Origin of the sequence: Chryseobacterium sp. ZHDP1 (assembly GCF_018603435.1) — a bacterium.
In the GTDB taxonomy this organism is placed as follows: Bacteria; Bacteroidota; Bacteroidia; order Flavobacteriales; family Weeksellaceae; genus Chryseobacterium; species Chryseobacterium indicum.
Genome location: NZ_CP075682.1, coordinates 4,796,886 through 4,813,367, shown reverse-complemented (window position 1 = coordinate 4,813,367; position 16,482 = coordinate 4,796,886). Strand labels below are relative to the sequence as shown.

Below are 16,482 nucleotides of genomic sequence, written 5' to 3'. Positions count from 1 at the left end.
GTTTTGTCATTCTGACGAAGGAAGAATCTCAGCATTTATATTTAGATTCTTCACTTCACTTCGTTTCATTCAGAATGACAAACTTGGCGTATATTTTTTAGTTAAAATTTCATATTATTATTTATTCTTCAAAGCAACAATCTCTTCAGCATTCGCAAAAGCTCCGCCGTCCGTAATTGCTGAAGAATGAAAATATCCGGCTTTGGTAAATCCCCTGATTTCTTCGATATTGGATGAGCGAAGTCCGCTACCGACAAGAATTTCTATTCTGCCATTGGATAACTCTACTAATTTTCTAATATTTTCCTTTCCTTCCGAAACATTGGGTTTCTGTCCGGAAGTAAGGATGGTTGTAAAGCCGCATTCAATGACTTTTTCCAATGATTTTTCTAAATCTTTCGCACGGTCGAAGGCACGGTGAAACGTACATGGAAGAGGTTTTGCCAGTTCTACCAAAGTTTTATTCTGTTCAATATTCACTTCATTATTTTCATCCAGAATTCCGAACACGAAACCGTCTACGTTTAAAGATTTTAATTGAACCAGATCTGATTTCATCTGCTCAAATTCTTCATCAGTGTACGTGAAATCTCCACCACGAGGACGAACCATCACAAAGATCGGAATATTGATTTTTTCTCTAAGTTGTTTTACGGTTTCAAAATCAGGTGTGGTTCCTCCTTCGCTTAATCCGTCGCACAATTCTATTCGGTCTGCACCGTTTTCAAAAGCAATGATTGCAGATTCCGGATTGAAACATGCTATTTCTATTTTTGACATTTTTTTAATTTAAGTTTTGGCTAAAGCCAATGGATTTTTTATTTTGAAAGACGGGCTAAAGCCCGTTCCTATTGATGACTACATCTATTTTAATGCAAAACCGGGTTTTTCCAGACGGTTTCCTTTCTGATCGTACACTGCAAAATTAAACCCATCCTGAATGCAGTAGGAGCCATATTCCCCTTTTTTATTAAGGGCAATAAAACCCACCTGAATATCCTTCAGATTTTTATTTCTACGCTGTGTAATTTTTACAATTCTTTCAACCGCTTCTTTACAAGCCTGTTGCGGCGTTCTTCCCTGTCTCATTAATTCTACCACCAAATGCGTTCCTACGGTTCGGATCACTTCTTCACCATGACCGGTTGCTGTTGCTGCACCTACCTCATTATCAACAAACAAACCCGCCCCTATAATCGGTGAATCTCCTACTCTTCCGTGCATTTTGAAAGCCATTCCGCTTGTTGTACAGGCTCCGGAAAGATTTCCGTTTGTATCCAGAGCGATCATTCCGATTGTATCGTGATTTTCGATATTGACGATCGGCTGATATTTGCTGTCTTTCAGCCATTCTTTCCATTCTTTTTCGGATTCGGGAGTGAGAATATTTTCTTTTTTAAATCCCTGCGAAATGGCAAACTGCAAAGCTCCATCTCCAACCAGCATTACGTGAGGTGTTTTTTCCATCACAGCTCTTGCTACAGAAATCGGATTTTTAATATTTTCCAGACAGGCAACAGACCCGATGTTGTAATTTTCGTCCATAATACAGGCATCTAAAGTCACTCTTCCGTCTCTGTCGGGACGACCGCCGTAACCTACACTTCTCTCTGCCGGATCATTTTCCACAAGGCGGACTCCTTTTTCCACTGCATCCAAAGCTCTTCCTCCTTTTCCGAGAATCGTCCAGGCTTCTTCATTGGCTTTTAAACCGAAATTCCATGTGGAAAGAACGATCGGTTTATTAATGATTGTCTTGTTATTTTCAGGCTGATTTTTAGCTAACAGATCCAACGGATTTACCGCTAAAGCCAGTGAAGCGACGGCAGATTTTTTCAGAAACTTTCTTCTACTTTGCATACTCAGATTTATTTGGCTCCAAATTAAGGATTTTTCGCATGAAGATGAAATAAAAAAAGCGGTAGATTTTCTACCGCTCAAATGATTTTATTGAAATTAATGAGGTAATTTTTCCCTGAAATATCCATACATCCAAGTCCCGAAAATAGCACTCAGCAAAGTGATAGCTACCGCAAAAGCTCCGGTTCCGATCTGTGCGAAAAGCGGTCCTGGGCAGGCTCCTGTAATTGCCCAGCCAAATCCGAAGATCAGTCCGCCATAAATTTGCCCTTTATTAAATTTCTTTGGAGCAATGGAAATTTTTTCGCCATAAATAGTTTTGATATTAAATTTTTTAATGATCAATACGGCAATCATTCCCGTTAAAACGGCACTTCCGATAACGCCGTACATGTGAAAAGACTGTAACCGGAACATTTCCTGAATTCTGAACCAGCTTATAATTTCTGCTTTTACAAAGATGATCCCGAATAATATTCCAACGATCATATATTTTAAATTGTGGTACCATTTGTGCCTAAGTTGACTTTCGTTGGTACAAATACTGTCCTGATGTCTTATCTCTTTTTCCTGTTTCATTTTTAAATTTTAAAGTGAAAGAATAATGGGCAGAATGATGTTTGCCATTAAAAAACCGCCTACCATAAAGCAGATTGTTGCAATTAAGGAAGCGCCCTGAAGGTTGGAAAGTCCCATGATGGCGTGTCCGCTGGTACATCCTCCCGCATAACGCGTTCCGAAACCTACCAAAAAGCCGCCGACAACCATCATAATAAATCCTCTTATAGTAAAAAGACTGGTAAAATTCATGAGTTGGGTCGGAACGAGATTGCTGTAATCTGTAATTCCGTAGGTTGTTAATTCTGCTTTTAGATTCTGGTTAACGGTAATTTCTTGTGAATTCATTAAAAATTGGGCGGCAATCATTCCGCCTAAAAAAATTCCGAACACGAAGAATAAATTCCATAGTTCTTTTTTCCAGTCGTATTTAAAGAAGCCGATATTCGCAGGAATACAGGCTGCACAAATATGTCTGAGTGATGAGCTGATCCCGAAAGATTTATTTCCCAAAATCAGCAAAGCAGGAACAGTAAGCCCGATTAACGGTCCTGCAACGTACCACGGCCAAGGTTCTTTTATGATTTCTAACATTAAGTATTTGTATTAAAACTGTTTTTATTCTGATTAATGATTTTAACGTGAGTTTGATGTAAAGATTGCAAATAAAATCGACTTCAGCAGAAATTGACCTATTTTTGGATCTAAACGCCAGGAACGCTAAGTTTTCTTTTCAAAATAACTCTGTTGATTTTTATTCTGCCTGATTTTGGATCTCCAAAGATCTTTTGTCTCTTTCTTTGTTAAATCTATTTTAAAATTTTACTCTGGCAAACAAAATCACTTACCGGAATGTCTGTTTGAGAAATTGCGCTGAACCCGCCTTCAATTTCACTAAAATTGCGGTAGCCTCTTGCCTGAAGAATACTTGCAGCCATCATACTTCTGTAACCTCCTGCACAGTGAAGATAGAAATGTTCTGCCGGATCGATTGAACTGATCCATTCGTTGATGTATGCCAAAGGTTTGTTGAATGCTTCATCTATATGTTCTGCATTGTATTCACTTTCTTTTCGGACATCAATAATTTTCGCATCTTTTTCTTTAATTTCCTGTTCAAATTGCTGCGCTGAAATTCTGTTGACAGAATCTGTTTCTTTACCGCTGTCTTTCCATGCGTTGAAACTGCCTTTTAAAAATCCGAGAACATTGTCAAATCCTACACGGCTTAATCGGGTCACGGTTTCTTCCTCTTCATTTTCGTTGGTAATAAGCAGAATCGGCTGTTTTACATCTACAATCAAAGCTCCGACCCAAGGTGCAAAATCGCCATTCAGTCCGATATTAATGGATTGCGGAACAAATCCTTTTGCGAAGTCTTCGTTATTCCGTACATCCAAAATCAAAGCACCTGAATGTTCTGCCATTTCTTCAAATTCATCCGGAGAAAGAGCCTGTAAACCTTTAGACAAGACTTCATCGAAACTGTCGTAGCCTTTTTTATTCATCGCCACATTCATTCCAAAATAAGCCGGAGGCGGAAGAAGTCCGTCTGTAACCTCTTTGATGAAACTTTGTTTATCTCTCTGATTCAAGGCGTAATTGGTTTTCTTCTGATTTCCCAGAGAATCTACCGTTTCTTTCTGCATATTTTTTCCGCACGCAGAACCTGCTCCGTGTGCCGGATAAACGGTAATATCGTCATTCAAAGGTAAAATTTTGCTGTAAAGACTTTCATAAAGCAAACCAGCCAATTCTTCCTGCGTCATGTTTGCTGCTTTCTGCGCCAGATCTGGACGGCCTACATCGCCTAAAAACAAGGTATCTCCGCTAAAAAGAGCTGTTTCTTTTCCGTTTTCGTCCATCAGAAGAAAAGATGAGCTTTCCATGGTATGACCGGGTGTATGAAGAACTTTTATGGTGATACTTCCTACCTGAAAGGTCTGATTATCTTCTGCAATAATGGCTTCAAATTCAGGTTTTGCTGTGGGACCGTACACAATCGGTGCATTCGTTTTTTTACTTAAATCTAAATGTCCGCTTACAAAATCCGCGTGAAAGTGGGTTTCAAAAATGTATTTCAGCGTAACGTTATCTTTTTTAAGACGCTCAATATAAGGCTGGGTTTCTCTTAGCGGGTCTATAATTACCGCTTCACCGTTGGAAACAATATAATAAGCTCCCTGTGCAAGACATCCTGTATAAATCTGTTCTATTTTCATTTTTTATGATTTTAAATTTTACTTATTTTTTCTGATACAAATTTCCGAGTTTGGGATTTTCTGTACCGCTACTTTTGTTACAGAAGGGTTTTATTTTTTGAACACAAAGACCACAGAGTTTTTTTTAAATACATATTTTTTTAGCTTCACAAAGCCGCTAAAGCTTATAAGAGATTGGATTTCATGGTATTTTAATTAAAATTAGCTTTACACGAAATTTATTATAAGTTTTGGCTAAAGCCTATTGTTTTCTTGATTATTAAAATGGGCTGAAGCCCATTCCTATTGATACTTTTGTACTGTTTTTAGATCAAACTCACGTTAAGACACTATATCCCCAAAGATTTTTTAACTACTATGCTTTTTTGAGTGTCACAAAGCCACTAACGCTTATAAAAAATTGAATTTCAATGCATTAAAATTAACTTTAATAGAAATTTAGTACAAGTTTTGGCTAAAGCTTATTGTTTTCTTGATTATCAAAATGGGCTGAAGCCCATCCCTATTGATAGTTTTGCACTGTTTTTATATCAAACTCACGTAAAATACTATGTACCCAAAGATTTTTTAACTACTATGCTTTTTTGAATATCACCATGATGCTAACGCTTATAAGAGATTGGATTTCATGTTGTTTTAATTAAAATTAGCTTTAATCGAAATTGAGTACAAGTTTTGGCTAAAGCCTATTGTTTTCTTGATTATTAAAATGGGCTAAAGCCCATTCCTATTGATACTTTTGCACTATTTTACATCAAACTCACGTTAAAATACTTTGTCCCCAAAGATTTTTTAACTATTATACTTTTTTGAATATCATAATGATGCTAACGTTTATAAGAGATTGGATTTCATGGTATTTTGCTCTATAGATTTAAAACTTTGATGTTTTTTTCTCCCGAATCTTTCGCAGTCCGACCTGAGTGGAGCTCTTTTTGTTTTTTACAAAACAAAAAGATTGGGAGCCCTTCGATAAACTCAGGATAAACTACTGGCGGAAACAGATGCCCTAATAAAAAAACTATAAAAAAAGTTCTTTAATGATGATGTACATTCCCATCACAAGAATGAACCATCCGAATGCAGGTTTGAGTTTTTTCCCGTCGATTTTTTTGGACAACTGCGAACCGATGATGATGCCGACAATTGCAATTGATGAAATGGTGGCTAATAATTTCCAATCGATTTTCACAGCATCCATTGATGAGAAAAATCCGATAAGCGAATTGAGCGAAATGATTACCAGTGAAGTTCCGATGGCTACTTTCATTGGAGTTTTAAGCAGATTAACGAGTGCGGGAATGATCATAAATCCGCCTCCTGCACCTACCAAACCTGTCAGAACCCCAACAACAGATCCTTCTCCTGCTGCTAAAAGGGTATTGTTTTTCTGTAAATCTGATGTCTTGGTAACACAATCTGTAGTTTTCTGAATCATTTTGTAGGAAGCCAAAATCATTAATCCTGCAAAAATTAAAAGCAACAGAATATCTTTGGTTACCACAAAGTTGCTGACTGTAAAAACTTCATCGGGAATTAAGGGTACAATATAATTTCGCGTCAGAAAAATGGAAATAATGGACGGAATGCCGAAAACAAGTGCTGTTTTAAAATTCACCAAGCCTTTTTTAAAATAGGAAACTGAACCGACCACACTGCTGATCCCGACAATAAAAAGGGAATATTCTGTTGCCAGAAAAGCGTCTAATCCGAAAAGGTAAACCAAAACGGGAACGGTAAGAATGCTTCCGCCGCCACCGATTAACCCTAACGAAATTCCTATTAAAACAGAAGCGAGATATCCAAAAATTTCCATGTTTTCAACTTTATGATGCAAAATTGAAGATATTTGGAAAGGTGTACCGCTACTTTTGTTACAGAACGGCTTTTTAATGCTAAGTTTGCGAAAATTTTTACTTTAGTTGTTATGTTGAAAGGATATTAATATTTTTTTTGATCGCGAAGTTCGCTAAGATTTTTTTTAATACTATCCTTTTTAAGTTCGCAAAGCTACTTCGACAAGCTCAGCATAAACTATTTACTTAGATAAGATTGCTAAGAGAGATTTAGGAAAGTAATATAGAATCTTTGTAAACATTTAAGATTACTTTTATCGTGATGAAATATTTAGTTTCGACGGATTAAAACATCTTAATATTTTTTTGATTGCGAAGTTCGCTAAGATTTTTTTTACTACTATCCTTTTTTAAGTTTGCGAAGCTACTTCGACAAGCTCAGCATAAACTATTCAATTAGATAAGATCGCAAAGAGACTCGCTAATCTTCCAAAATTGTAATTTTATTTCGTCCGAGCTGCAGCTTTCCGGAGTCTTCAAGCTGTTTCAGGAGTCGGGAAACGACGACTCTGGCTGTTCCAAGTTCGTTAGCAAGCTGTTCGTGGGTGATTACGATGGTTTTGGAATTCAGAATTTCGGATTTTTTGTGAAGAAGATTCAGCAGTCTTTCATCTACTTTTTTGAAAGCGATCGCATTGATGATATCCAAGAGTTCTTCAAAACGTTTATGATAGAGCCTGAAAATATAATCGAGCCATTCCGGATATTCTTTAATAAACAATGAAACCTTGTCAACAGGCAGAAACAGGATTTCGGTATCTTCTTCTACTTCCGCTTTTACGATGCTTTTTTCGTTGTGCATTCCGCCCAGAAAAGACATGATGCAGCTTTCTCCGGCTTTGATGTAGTACAGAAGAATTTCTCTCCCGTCTTCTTCGGTACGGATCACCTTCATCATCCCTTTCATCACAATCGGAATAGAACGGATGGACGAATTTTCATCGAGAATAATATCGCCTTCCTGATAGGTTTTTGTAACTCCGTATCTGTAAAGCTTTTCTACCAGTTCCGGCGAAGTAGTAAATTCTGAGGAAAGAACCGAATCTTGCATAATTAAATTTCTAAGGCTAATTTACGCCAATTTCGTCAACAAAAAGCCAAGCTTTAGAATCCGCGCCCGGATTTCCCGCAGGAATAATGCCTGCATTTTCTATTTTAACCTTAATGTATTTTGAATTCTGGCTTCCTACATTCACTTTAATTTCTCCTTTTGCTGAAAGGATTTCTTCTTTTCCGACTTCTTTGATTAACTTAAAATCTGAGCCGTTGTCTGACACGAAAATCTGAGCCGATTTTGCAAAATGAATCCAGCTTCCTTTATTATCCAGTGTATTGAAATAAACTTCTGAGAACTGCGTTTTCTGTCCGAAATCAATGGTTGCGACCACATCTTTTCCATTAAAACCGAGCCATGTTTTTCCCAATTGCTTTTGGTTTCCAGTAATTCCGTCGACTAAAGTAAAAGCTCCGCCGAAAGAATAATTTTCACTCGGCTGCTCTTCTAATGTAATTTTTTTTCCGGTTGTTTTGGATATGGTGAAACTTTGGGAAGATACAGAGCTTTTAAGCTGTCCATTTTCGAAATAGGCAGATTTAACCGTCATTGATTTTGAAATCTGAACAGGATTTTTATAGTTTTGAGAATTGGCAGAAGGATCTGCTCCATCCACTGTATATCGTATTCCATCAGGATTCTGAGAGGTTGAAAGTTCGTAAGCTACTCCATTTTCAGAAGAAATTACTTTCCCTGAAACATTGTAAATGCTTTTCGCATAATTCACCGCCATTTTATCCAGATTTCTGAATTCATTAATTACTCTTCCTTCAAATTCCTTGTAATTTTTAGGATCAGCAGTTCCCCATCCCACTTCCGAAAGCGCCAGTAATCTCGGGAAAATCATATACTGAACCTGTTTGAAATCCAGAATATATTCCGTCCATAAATTTGCCTGAACTCCTAAAATGTATTTTGCCTGTTCAGCATTCAGTTCTTCGGGAATCGGATTATAAGAATAGACTTTATCCAAAGGCGTAAATCCTCCGAAAGCGTTCGGCTCTGTTGCGGGATCTCCCTGATAATGATCGAAATAACAGTAAGAACCGGGCGTCATAACGGCAAAATGACCGGATTTTGCAGCTTCTACCCCGCCTTTTATTCCTGTCCAGCTCATTACAACAGCATTCGGAGCCAGTCCACCTTCCAGAATTTCGTCCCAGCCGATAATTTTTCTGCCTTTTGAATTTACATATTTTTCAATTCTTCGGATAAAATAGCTTTGCAGACCATGTTCATCTTTCAGGTTATTTTTTTTGATTAATTCCTGACAATGTGCGCATTCTTTCCATCTTGTTTTCGGGCATTCGTCGCCTCCGATATGGATGTATTGTGAAGGAAAAAGTGCGATTACCTCATCTAAAACGTTTTCTAAAAATTTAAATGTTTCATCTTTCGGGCAGAAAACATCATCAAAAACGCCCCATTTCGTTGCCGGTTCGAAAGATCCTTTTGTACAGGCTAAATCAGGATAAGCGGACAATGCAGCTAAAGCGTGACCCGGCATTTCAATTTCGGGAACTATGGTAACATGTCTTTCCTGAGCGTATTTTACCACTTCTTTAATCTGTTCCTGTGTATAAAAATACGGTCCGTAAGGTTTTCCGTCGAAGGTATTGTCAACATACGCTCCAATCATCGATTCCTTACGTTTTGAACCGATCTGCGTTAATTTCGGATATTTTTTGATCTCAATTCTCCAACCCTGATCGTCGGTTAAATGCCAGTGAAAAGTATTGAGTTTGTACATGGCAAGATAATCAATGTACTGTTTTACTTCTTCAACGGTGAAAAAATGTCTGGAAACGTCCAAATGCATTCCTCTCCATTGAAATTTTGGGGAATCCCGGATTTCGAGAGCAGGAATTTTTCCGTCTTCTGACGTTTTTATTAATTGTAAAAGAGTTTGGATGCCTTGAAAAAGACCTTCAGGGTTCTTCCCAACAACCATAATCATTTCGTTGCTGATATTTATAATATAATTTGAATTAAACTCTCGTTTATTATCAATTTTCAAATCTTTATTTAACAGTAGCGAAATAAAATTTGGCTTTGTTTTTTTTATGTTTTGAGATGAATTTTTTGGATAGATTTTTTTAAAATTATCCATAAAATATTTGTATTCATTCGATTTTTTGTCTCCCACGAAAAGTGTATTCCCGCTTACCTCGAAATTCCCTGTTTTTAATTCAACCTTTTGCGGATAGGGAATTAAATTTAATCTGGTTTGAGTAAAAAAAAGACTTGAAAAAAGCACAGAAAGTACCAGTAAAAAACGCTGCATTTTGTGAGTTTAAGATTAAGCGAATATACTTATTTTCTGAAAATTTTTAAACGTAATTTAACTTATTAAATAAGAAAAACATCTAATTTTGCAAAAAAATAAATGATGAGAAAAACATTTTTATTGGTGGGCGGACTTTTATTTTCAGTTTCCGCACAGGCACAGATTTTAGATGTCATAAAATCAACGGTAAAAGATCAGACAGGAATTGATCTTAACAATCCAAAAGTTCCCGCTCAAACCAACGGAACGGCAACCACGCCAAAAACAACCACGACCACATCTCCAATCAATCTCGGAAGTCTCACTTCCACACAGATTTCTTCGGGATTAAAGGAAGCTTTGAGCTTAGGTGTAAATGAAGGAGTAAAAAAATTGGGCGTTACAGACGGTTTTCTAAAAAATGAAGCGGTAAAAATCTTAATGCCGGAAAAACTGAGAAAAATTGACGCGACTTTACGTTCTATCGGGCTGGGAAGTCTTGCAGACCAAGGAGTGAAATTACTGAACAGAGCTGCAGAAGATGCTGTAGTGGAAGCCGCTCCTATCTTTACGAAAGCGATTACTTCAATGACGATTACGGATGCTAAAAATATTTTGCTGGGAAGTAATAATGCAGCGACAAACTATTTACAGACTAAAACTCAATCGCAATTATTTACAGCGTTTCAGCCAAAAGTGAAAGCTTCACTGGGAAAAGTGGGAGCCGATAAGGTCTGGAGCAATATTATTTCCAAATACAATACTTTTACCGGACAGGCTGTAACCACGGATCTTAATGAATATGTAACCACAGAAACCATCAACGGAGTTTTCAAAATGGTAGCAGAAAAAGAAAGTGGAATCCGAAATACGCCTGCCATGAGAACCACAAGTATTTTACAGAAGGTTTTCGGAGCGCAGGACGGTAAATAATTTAAAATCTAATCCCTTCAAAATATCCGGTTTTGAAGGGATTAATTCATGATAATTTATTGATTTTCTGCTTAATACCCGATATTAAAGTAAATTGGAAGTACTATATGTAATTTAATATTGTTTCAATAAATACTTTAAAATATCTGTGGTAGTTACAATCCCTTTCAGTTCTCCATTTTCCACTACAGGAATAGAATGAAAGCTCTGTTCAGATAAAATTTCCACTACTTCTTTAATGGTTGTATTGGGTTCTACAATCATCGGGCTTTTCGTCATCACCTGTGAAATGCTGAAAATATCATATACTACGGCAGAAACGCCATCTGCTTCAACATCCTCTGCTTCTTCTACATCTGCATAGCTGATTTTCAATAAATCGGAATAACTTAATACTCCCAGCAATTTTTTATCTTCCACAACAGGAATGTGTCTTATTTTGTGATTCTTAAATAATTTTTCGGCATCATACAGTGTATTCGAAACATTAAGAGTTATTAAGTCTTTCGTCATGATCTGAGATACAGGAATTCTTTGTTTCATAATATTCAAAATTTAAATTGTTTTTAAAGAAATCACTTACTAAACTCCATTTTGTATACTCAAAGTTAGCGAACAAACTGTTGTTTTTAGAATTCGGGAGTATGATAAAAGTTAGCTTCTTCAATAAAAAAAGTGAATATTGATTTTATGAATCACAATTGAAAAACCAATTCACATTTTAAATATATAAAATTTAAAATAAATAATTATTCATTAAAAATAAAATGATAAAAAGACTTAATCTACCGTAAATTTAAAAATAAAATTTATATTTTTTAACAAAAATGATAAATATCAAAATGACAAATATCAGCGAAAATCATCACAAAAAAAGATGAATACCCCCCTAAATTTGATCGTGTTAAATAAATAAAATTTAGGAACATGAAAAAAATGTTATTAGCTGGTTCTATGATAATAATGGGGCTATGCAACGCACAGGAAAAGCAAGAAGGTCTAAAGGGAACTTGGTTTGCAACGGCACAATTTGGCTATCAAAGCACAAATGACGGTTCGGAAACCGGTAAATCTTCCAGTACTACGATTCTTCCTCTTGCCGGTTATTTTATGGGACCTTCCACTGCTATAGGAATTGCAGCAGGAAATATTGGTGTAAAATCTCAAAATCAGGTTGCGGATAATGTAACTTTAAAAACGAATCTTCTGGTGGTGGAACCTCTGGCAAGAAAATACTGGAATATACACGGAGGACTTTTCTTTTTCGGGCAACTTGCAGTTCCTATCATTTCAGGAAAAACGAAAATGACAGCAAACGGACAATCTGTACCGAATAGTGATATCAAGGTAAATCAGATAGGGCTGGCTGTTTCCGGAGGATTAGATTATGTTCTCACCAAACATTTTACGGTAGAATTTTCTTATAATCTGGCTAATCTTTCGTATACAACAATTAAAAACTATCCGGGAACAACAAAAGATATTAAAACAACAGATTTTTCTCTGGCTCATGTTGCCACTGTAGTACCGGATTATAATAAGGCGGTATTCGGACCTAACGGAAATGCCATCTCTACGCTATCTTTCGGTTTTAAATTTTTATTTTAAAGAAATCTGAAGATACTTTACACACTCATAGGTTTGAATGAAATAAATGATGCTTAACAAAAAAGCTGTTTCAATTGTCTGAAACAGCTTTTGTTTTTTATGAGAACTGCATTTCCGGAATTTCTCCTTCAATAATCAGATCAGCTTCTGTAGATTGTATGATGTGCTCCACAGAAACTCCCGGAGCTCTTTCAATAAGCTTAAAACCTTGAGGCGTAACATCTAAAACGGCTAATTCTGTAACCACTCTTTTCACGCAGTTTACTCCGGTTAAAGGAAGGGTACATTTTTTTAGAATTTTACTTTCTCCGGCTTTGTTTACGTGCATCATCGCAACGATAATATTTTCTGCCGAAGCTACAAGATCCATTGCTCCGCCCATTCCTTTCACCATTTTTCCCGGAATTTTCCAGTTGGCAATATCTCCGTTTTCGGCAACTTCCATGGCTCCCAAAATGGTAAGATCTACTTTCTGCGCTCTGATCATCCCGAAACTGAACGCCGAATCGAAGAAGGAACCTCCGTCTAAGATGGTAATCGTCTGTTTTCCGGCATTGATAACGTCCGCATCTTCTTCTCCCTCAAAAGGAAATGGTCCCATTCCCAACACTCCGTTCTCACTCTGGAACTCTACCGAAAGATTGTCCGGAACGTAGTTGGCAACCAATGTTGGAATTCCGATTCCTAAATTTACGTAATATCCATCTTTTACTTCTCTGGAAATTCTTTGTGCAATTTGTTCTTTAGTTAGCATAGCTTAATCTTATCCTGCCAAATTAGCCATTTTTTCAGAATTACAAAATAATTTTCTTTCTTATCACAGGATAAATTTTGAATCTCAAATTGTTGTAAATTTGTACGCTTTTAATTTAAACGATGAAAATTTTATTACATTACCTTAAACCTTATAAGTGGCTGATTATTATTTCGCTTTTTTTAGCTGCTGTAAATCAGGTATTTTCTTTATTTGCCCCCGCTATTACGGGGAATATATTAGATAAACTTGTTACCCATCCCAATTTTTTCGATAAAGAGAAAACTCTTCCCCGAAATATGGGGGAATATCTCTACGGAACTGATATCTATCATGGAGTTTTTTACTTTTTGGGACTGTTAATCGGTACTGCCATGATCAGCCGAATCGCCAAAGCTTTTCAGGATTATGTGGTGAATGTGATTATTCAGAAATTTGGGGCTAAAATTTTTACGGACGGTCTGAAGCATTCGATGAGACTTCCTTTTCAGGAATTTGAAGACCAGAGAAGTGGTGAAACACTTTCTATTTTAACGAAGGTTCGTGAAGATTCTGTAAAATTCATTAATAATTTCATCAACGTTTTTTTCGGAATTCTGGTGAGTATAATTTTCGTTTCTGTGTACGCAATTCGTCTGCACTGGTCGATTATGCCGGTTTATGTGGTGGGAATAGTTTTTATTGCGGTGGTAACGAATTTATTAAGTAAAAGAATAAAAACCATTCAGAAAAATATTGTTACCGAAACTACAAATCTTGCGGGAAGTACTACGGAAAGTCTCAGAAATATTGAGATCGTAAAAAGTCTGGGACTGACCAATCAGGAAGTTGAACGTCTGAACAATAATACCTACAAAATTCTGAATCTGGAACTGAGAAAGGTAAAAAGTATCCGTTCCCTGAGTTTTGTACAGGGAACTCTGGTTAATTTTTTACAGCAGACGATTACTTTTACTTTATTGTTATTGATTTTTAAAAATATTGTAACTCCGGGACAGTATTTATCGTTAATGTTTTACGGGTTCTTTATTTTCGGACCGATGCAGGAAATCGGAAACATCATCATTTCATACCGTGAAGCGCAGGCTTCTCTGAATAATTTCGACAGAGTGATGAAAAAAGAAGTGGAACCAAAACCTTTAACGCCAAAGAAAATCGGAGCTATTGAGGAGCTTGAATTTGAAAAAGTTTCTTTTCAGCATCAGACTGCGCATTATAAAGCTTTAAATTCTATTTCATTTAACGTAAAAAACGGAGAGACCATTGCTTTTGTAGGACCAAGCGGTTCGGGAAAAAGTACTCTGGTAAAACTGTTGGTGGGATTGTACAGACCGCAGGAAGGCTCTATTTTATATAACAATATTGACGGGAAAGAATTTGATTTTGATGAACTGAGAAACCAGATCGGGTTTGTAACGCAGGATACTCAGCTTTTTGCAGGAACTATTAAAGAAAATCTGCTATTTGTAAACCCATCTGCAACGGAAGAAGATTTGCAACTGGCTTTAAAAAAATCAAGCTGTACTGCTCTTCTGGAGCGTGCTGAAAACGGAATTAATACCGTGATTGGTGAAGGCGGACTAAAACTAAGCGGTGGTGAAAAGCAGAGAATTGCGATTGCAAGAGCATTACTGAGAAAACCTCATTTGCTGATCTTTGATGAAGCTACTTCTGCACTGGACAGTATTACCGAAGAGGAAATTACCACAACCATTAAAGAAATTTCTAAGGAAAAAGAACAGATTACCGTTCTTATTGCACACCGTTTAAGCACGATTATGCACGCCGACAGAATTTACGTTCTGGAACGCGGACAAATTGTAGAAACCGGCTCTCATCTTAATCTTATTGAAGAAAAAGGTTTGTATTATGCCATGTGGAGACAGCAGATCGGGGAGAGAAAAACTTTAGTGTAGATGAAATGGAAGTTGATATGATTGTGAGATTCTTCACTTTGTTTATAATGACAATTAGGCTTTTATAACTAAAATAAATTACCCCGAATATTGATTTCGGGGTATTATTTTTAAGAAGAAATTTAAAATCAATCTCTTTTTCTAACGGTTCTCTGCTCGATTCTTTTTTCGAATTTTTCACCCTGAAAAATTCTCTGGATCATGATTCCCGGAATGTGAATCTGGTTGGGATCCAATTCTCCCGGTTCTACTAATTCTTCCACTTCTGCAATGGTAATTTTTCCTGCTCCTGCCATCGGATGATTGAAGTTTCTTGCCGAACCTTTGAAGATAAGGTTTCCGGCGTGATCTCCCTTCCAGGCTTTTACAATAGAAAAATCTGCTTCATATGCATATTCCAGAATATGAGGTTTTCCTTTGAAATCTTTTACTTCTTTTCCTTCCGCTACTTCAGTTCCGAAACCAGCCGGTGTATAAAAAGCGGGAATTCCAGCCTGTGCCGCTCTGCATTTTTCTGCCAAAGTTCCCTGCGGAGTAAGTTCCACTTCCAATTCTCCTGAAAGCATCTGTCTTTCGAATTCTGCATTTTCTCCCACATAAGAGGAAATCATTTTTTTGATCTGTCTTTTGTGAAGCAGTAATCCCAGACCGAAATCGTCTACTCCGGCGTTGTTTGAAATACAGGTTAAGTCTTTTACATCACTCTCTACCAAAGCATTAATTGAGTTTTCAGGAATTCCGCAAAGTCCGAATCCGCCTAACATTAATGTCATTCCGTCTTTAATGCCTTCGATGGCTTCCTTTGCATTTTTTACTCTTTTATCTATCATGAAATATTAGATTTTTCTGTTGGCTAAATTTAATAATTTTTCTCATATATCCGTTGTTCAGGATTTTTAGATTTTTTTTCGTGGTCTGAATTTTGGTACGTCTTACACAATCACCTCACAAATATTTATTTATGGAAACAAAAAATATTTCAAGAATTGCTCTGGGAGCTTTTCTGATTACCGCAGGAATAGGACATCTTACTTTTGCAAGGAAAGAATTTCAGGCACAGGTTCCGGAATGGGTTCCTCTGGATAAAGATGATACTGTTGTTTATTCGGGAATTGCTGAAATTGCTTTAGGAACGGCAATGATCGCAACGCCCAAAAAATACAGAAAAAATATGGGAAGAATTGTTGCCGGATTTTTCGCGGCTGTTTTTCCCGGGAATATTGCCCAGTATAAAAACAGAAGGGATTCTTTTGGACTGAACACGGATAATCAGAGATTGGGAAGGCTTTTTATGCAGGCTCCGCTGATTGCATGGGCACTGAAATCTACTGATGATTGATTTTTGAATGTCAAATATTGAACTACGGAGAATGTTTTAGCCCAGATTGAGCGGCATGTCTGAGCTCTTTTCTTATTTTCGGCGGCTGCGAAGCAGCCGCCGAAAATAAGAAAAAG

Annotated in this window: 15 protein-coding genes; 4 read left to right on the top strand and 11 right to left on the bottom strand. The window is 36.8% G+C overall.

All coding sequences use genetic code 11. The features are described from left to right. Positions 1 to 117: 117 nt before the first annotated feature. From KKI44_RS22185 to KKI44_RS22150, 8 genes are all read right to left on the bottom strand, one after another. Positions 118 to 780: a copper homeostasis protein CutC gene (locus KKI44_RS22185; protein ID WP_214589181.1), complete on the bottom strand. Its 663-nt coding sequence runs from the start codon at positions 778 to 780 to the stop codon at positions 118 to 120. A gap of 84 nt (positions 781 to 864) precedes the next feature. Further along, on the bottom strand, positions 865 to 1,860 hold the full coding sequence (locus tag KKI44_RS22180) for an isoaspartyl peptidase/L-asparaginase family protein (RefSeq protein ID WP_214589180.1): 996 nt from the start codon (positions 1,858 to 1,860) through the stop codon (positions 865 to 867). A gap of 96 nt (positions 1,861 to 1,956) precedes the next feature. Then, complete coding sequence (locus KKI44_RS22175; protein WP_214589179.1) at positions 1,957 to 2,439, bottom strand: DUF6691 family protein; 483 nt, start codon at positions 2,437 to 2,439, stop codon at positions 1,957 to 1,959. A 9-nt stretch (positions 2,440 to 2,448) separates the two neighbouring features. Beyond that, positions 2,449 to 3,012, bottom strand: coding sequence for a YeeE/YedE family protein (locus tag KKI44_RS22170; RefSeq protein ID WP_214589178.1), 564 nt, complete (start codon positions 3,010 to 3,012; stop codon positions 2,449 to 2,451). A gap of 215 nt (positions 3,013 to 3,227) precedes the next feature. After that, positions 3,228 to 4,640, bottom strand: a complete 1,413-nt coding sequence (locus KKI44_RS22165; protein ID WP_214589177.1) for an MBL fold metallo-hydrolase — start codon at positions 4,638 to 4,640, stop codon at positions 3,228 to 3,230. A 1,021-nt stretch (positions 4,641 to 5,661) separates the two neighbouring features. Continuing rightward, complete coding sequence (locus KKI44_RS22160; protein ID WP_214589176.1) at positions 5,662 to 6,456, bottom strand: sulfite exporter TauE/SafE family protein; 795 nt, start codon at positions 6,454 to 6,456, stop codon at positions 5,662 to 5,664. 461 nt (positions 6,457 to 6,917) lie between these two features. Next, the gene (locus KKI44_RS22155; protein ID WP_029297242.1) at positions 6,918 to 7,547 is read right to left on the bottom strand and encodes a Crp/Fnr family transcriptional regulator; all 630 of its coding nucleotides are present in this window, start codon (positions 7,545 to 7,547) and stop codon (positions 6,918 to 6,920) included. Between the two features lie 16 nt (positions 7,548 to 7,563). Continuing rightward, positions 7,564 to 9,834: a family 20 glycosylhydrolase gene (locus tag KKI44_RS22150; protein ID WP_214589175.1), complete on the bottom strand. Its 2,271-nt coding sequence runs from the start codon at positions 9,832 to 9,834 to the stop codon at positions 7,564 to 7,566. A 105-nt stretch (positions 9,835 to 9,939) separates the two neighbouring features. On the opposite strand from KKI44_RS22150, the gene KKI44_RS22145 reads away from it, so the two are divergent. Next, positions 9,940 to 10,749 carry a DUF4197 domain-containing protein gene (locus KKI44_RS22145; protein WP_214589174.1) on the top strand — a complete coding sequence of 270 codons (810 nt, stop codon included), beginning with the start codon at positions 9,940 to 9,942 and terminating at the stop codon, positions 10,747 to 10,749. A gap of 114 nt (positions 10,750 to 10,863) precedes the next feature. Here KKI44_RS22145 and KKI44_RS22140 read toward each other — a convergent pair whose 3' ends face one another. Then, positions 10,864 to 11,292, bottom strand: coding sequence for a CBS domain-containing protein (locus KKI44_RS22140; protein WP_214589173.1), 429 nt, complete (start codon positions 11,290 to 11,292; stop codon positions 10,864 to 10,866). Between the two features lie 384 nt (positions 11,293 to 11,676). Between KKI44_RS22140 and KKI44_RS22135 the strand changes: the two genes are divergently transcribed. Continuing rightward, positions 11,677 to 12,357, top strand: a complete 681-nt coding sequence (locus tag KKI44_RS22135; RefSeq protein WP_214589172.1) for an outer membrane beta-barrel protein — start codon at positions 11,677 to 11,679, stop codon at positions 12,355 to 12,357. A gap of 97 nt (positions 12,358 to 12,454) precedes the next feature. Here the strand turns inward: KKI44_RS22135 and KKI44_RS22130 are convergent, their stop codons facing one another. Next, positions 12,455 to 13,111, bottom strand: coding sequence for a CoA transferase subunit B (locus tag KKI44_RS22130; protein ID WP_214589171.1), 657 nt, complete (start codon positions 13,109 to 13,111; stop codon positions 12,455 to 12,457). A gap of 122 nt (positions 13,112 to 13,233) precedes the next feature. On the opposite strand from KKI44_RS22130, the gene KKI44_RS22125 reads away from it, so the two are divergent. Beyond that, positions 13,234 to 15,027, top strand: coding sequence for an ABC transporter ATP-binding protein (locus KKI44_RS22125; RefSeq protein WP_214589170.1), 1,794 nt, complete (start codon positions 13,234 to 13,236; stop codon positions 15,025 to 15,027). A 128-nt stretch (positions 15,028 to 15,155) separates the two neighbouring features. Here KKI44_RS22125 and KKI44_RS22120 read toward each other — a convergent pair whose 3' ends face one another. Then, the gene (locus tag KKI44_RS22120) at positions 15,156 to 15,857 is read right to left on the bottom strand and encodes a CoA transferase subunit A (RefSeq protein WP_029297233.1); all 702 of its coding nucleotides are present in this window, start codon (positions 15,855 to 15,857) and stop codon (positions 15,156 to 15,158) included. 131 nt (positions 15,858 to 15,988) lie between these two features. Between KKI44_RS22120 and KKI44_RS22115 the strand changes: the two genes are divergently transcribed. Further along, positions 15,989 to 16,366, top strand: coding sequence for a hypothetical protein (locus KKI44_RS22115; RefSeq protein WP_214589169.1), 378 nt, complete (start codon positions 15,989 to 15,991; stop codon positions 16,364 to 16,366). Positions 16,367 to 16,482: the final 116 nt, after the last annotated feature.